Raw genomic sequence first — 2072 nt, 5'->3', positions numbered from 1 at the left:
TGACCCAAGCAGGTCAAAACTTCTTGCGCCCAACCCCGCCTGATCTGCAACCAACCCCAAATACGGGCTATGCCCAATGGGTGGCCAATTTCAAATCTCGCGCAGAGGCACGGGGAATACACCCCGTCACCATTTCGCAAGCTTTCCGTGGCACAGGCTATTTGCCAGGTGTCGTGACCCGCGACCGCAATCAGGCAGAATTCTCTCGCAGTTTCGAGGATTATTTGAACCTTGTCGCCTCTGAGGCCAAGGTGACTTCGGGCCGCGCAGCCTTTACCAATCAATCGCGCCTCTTGCGCCGCATCGAAGACCAATATGGCGTCCCACGCGAAGTGGTGGCGGCGATTTGGGGCGTTGAAAGCGAGTTTGGTGCAAAGCGCGGGGATATTCCCGTGATCTCAACCACATCGACCCTTGCCTATGACGGACGGCGCGCGGCCTTTTTCGAGGCGCAGCTTTTTGCTGCTCTGCGGATTTTACAGCAAGGCCATACAACCGCCGAAAACCTCAAAGGATCATGGGCAGGGGCCATGGGGCATACCCAATTCATTCCCACCACCTTTGCGGCCCATGCGGTGGATTTCAATGGTGATGGCAAGAAAGATATTTGGGGCATTGATCCCACAGATGCCTTGGCCTCAACCGCCGCCTATCTGCGCGAAGGGGGCGCATGGAAAAGCGAATTTGGCGTGGGTTGCGAGGTGCGCCTGCCCCAAGGATATTCGGGGCCTTCTGGGCGCGGCGCGCCAAGCACGCTTGCCACTTGGATTGCGCGCGGCGTGGTGCCTGTGGTGACGCCCACCCGCAATTTGGGCAATCCCGCCCTGCTGCTGCCTGCAGGGCCAAACGGGCCTGGGTTCCTCGTTTCGCCCAATTTCAGCGCGCTCTTGCGGTATAATGCATCGGATAATTACGCGCTTGGTGTCATCTACCTTGCAGGGCGGCTGACTGGGGCGGGGCCTATATCCACGCCATTCCCACCAGATCAATATGGTCTGCTGATTGAAGATCGCCGCGCCATCCAAGAGGGCCTCAAGGCGCGTGGCTATGAGATTGGCACAATTGATGGCGTATTTGGCCGCCAAACCGAAGCCGCCATTCGCGCCTTTGAGGCTGAAAGAGGATGGCCCATCACAGGCCAACCCTCGCAAACCCTGCTGACCGCTTTACGCTAAGGCGTGACTGCGCAAGGCTTGGTAGGCTGCCGCGCAAGCGATATTCGCCAGATTCAAAGAGCGAATATGCGGGGAATACATCGGCAAGGAGACAAGCCGATCCGCATGGGCTGCGATAATCTCAGGAGACAGCCCTGTCGTCTCACGGCCAAAAACCAAATAGGCATCTTGGGGAAATTCGACCTCATAGGCCGATTGCGCCCAATCATTTTCAAAGAGAAACAACTGATCCGCGCGCGGCCTGCGCGCTGCGATAAACGCTTCCCAATCATCATATTCTGTCAGGCGCACATATTTCCAATAATCCAGCCCCGCGCGGCGCACTGATTTCTCCGATAGCTCAAACCCATAGGGTCGGATCAAGATCAATTCCATATCCAAGCCCACGCAAGTGCGCCCAATCGTGCCCGTGTTCCCGGGTATCTCAGGTTGGAACAACACGATCTTCATCTGATGCGGGGCTTGGGGGCGCTCAGACATGCTTGCCGACACTCCACCCAGTGGCGTCTTTCAAACGCGCCTCACCTTTGCTGATTGGAAGATCTTCTAGGGCGGATCCCATACTGTCATTCCAACGATTAAGATACCCAAACAGCGCGACAACGGCCATGATCTCGACCACAGCAGACTCGCCCCAATGCGCCTTAAGGCGTGCGCCGATTTCTTGTGTCACCGCGTTTGGCACAAGGGTTGCCGCCTGCGCAAAGGCCAAGGCGGCTTTCTCGGCCTCGGTAAAATGGGGGCTATCTTCAAAGGTGAACACATCGTTCAACCGATCTTCTGACGCGCCAAACCGCTCGGAGGCCAAGATCATATGGGCCTGACAATACAGGCAGCCTGATGCCTGACTGGACACATACCCAAGCAGGCGTTTGAATTCAGGCGTGACCGCGCCGT

Annotated in this window: 3 protein-coding genes; 1 reads left to right on the top strand and 2 read right to left on the bottom strand. The window is 57.1% G+C overall.

The features are described 5' to 3' along the window. On the top strand, positions 1–1175 hold a 1175-nt coding region (locus ACR0B3_RS23750), incomplete at its 5' end, for a lytic murein transglycosylase (RefSeq protein ID WP_480811206.1). Here ACR0B3_RS23750 and ACR0B3_RS23745 read toward each other — a convergent pair. Beyond that, a complete protein-coding gene (locus ACR0B3_RS23745; protein WP_480811205.1) occupies positions 1167–1655 on the bottom strand; it encodes a tRNA (cytidine(34)-2'-O)-methyltransferase in 489 nt (162 codons plus the stop codon). The two genes, ACR0B3_RS23750 and ACR0B3_RS23745, sit on opposite strands and share 9 nt — an antisense overlap. Next, on the bottom strand, positions 1648–2072 hold a 425-nt coding region (locus tag ACR0B3_RS23740), incomplete at its 5' end, for a carboxymuconolactone decarboxylase family protein (protein WP_480811204.1). The genes ACR0B3_RS23745 and ACR0B3_RS23740, both read right to left, overlap by 8 nt.

It is taken from the genome of Ruegeria sp. CE9 (assembly GCF_056537425.1).
The sequence above is the reverse complement of the archived record's forward strand: the minus strand, read 5'-3'. Positions and strand labels throughout refer to the sequence as shown.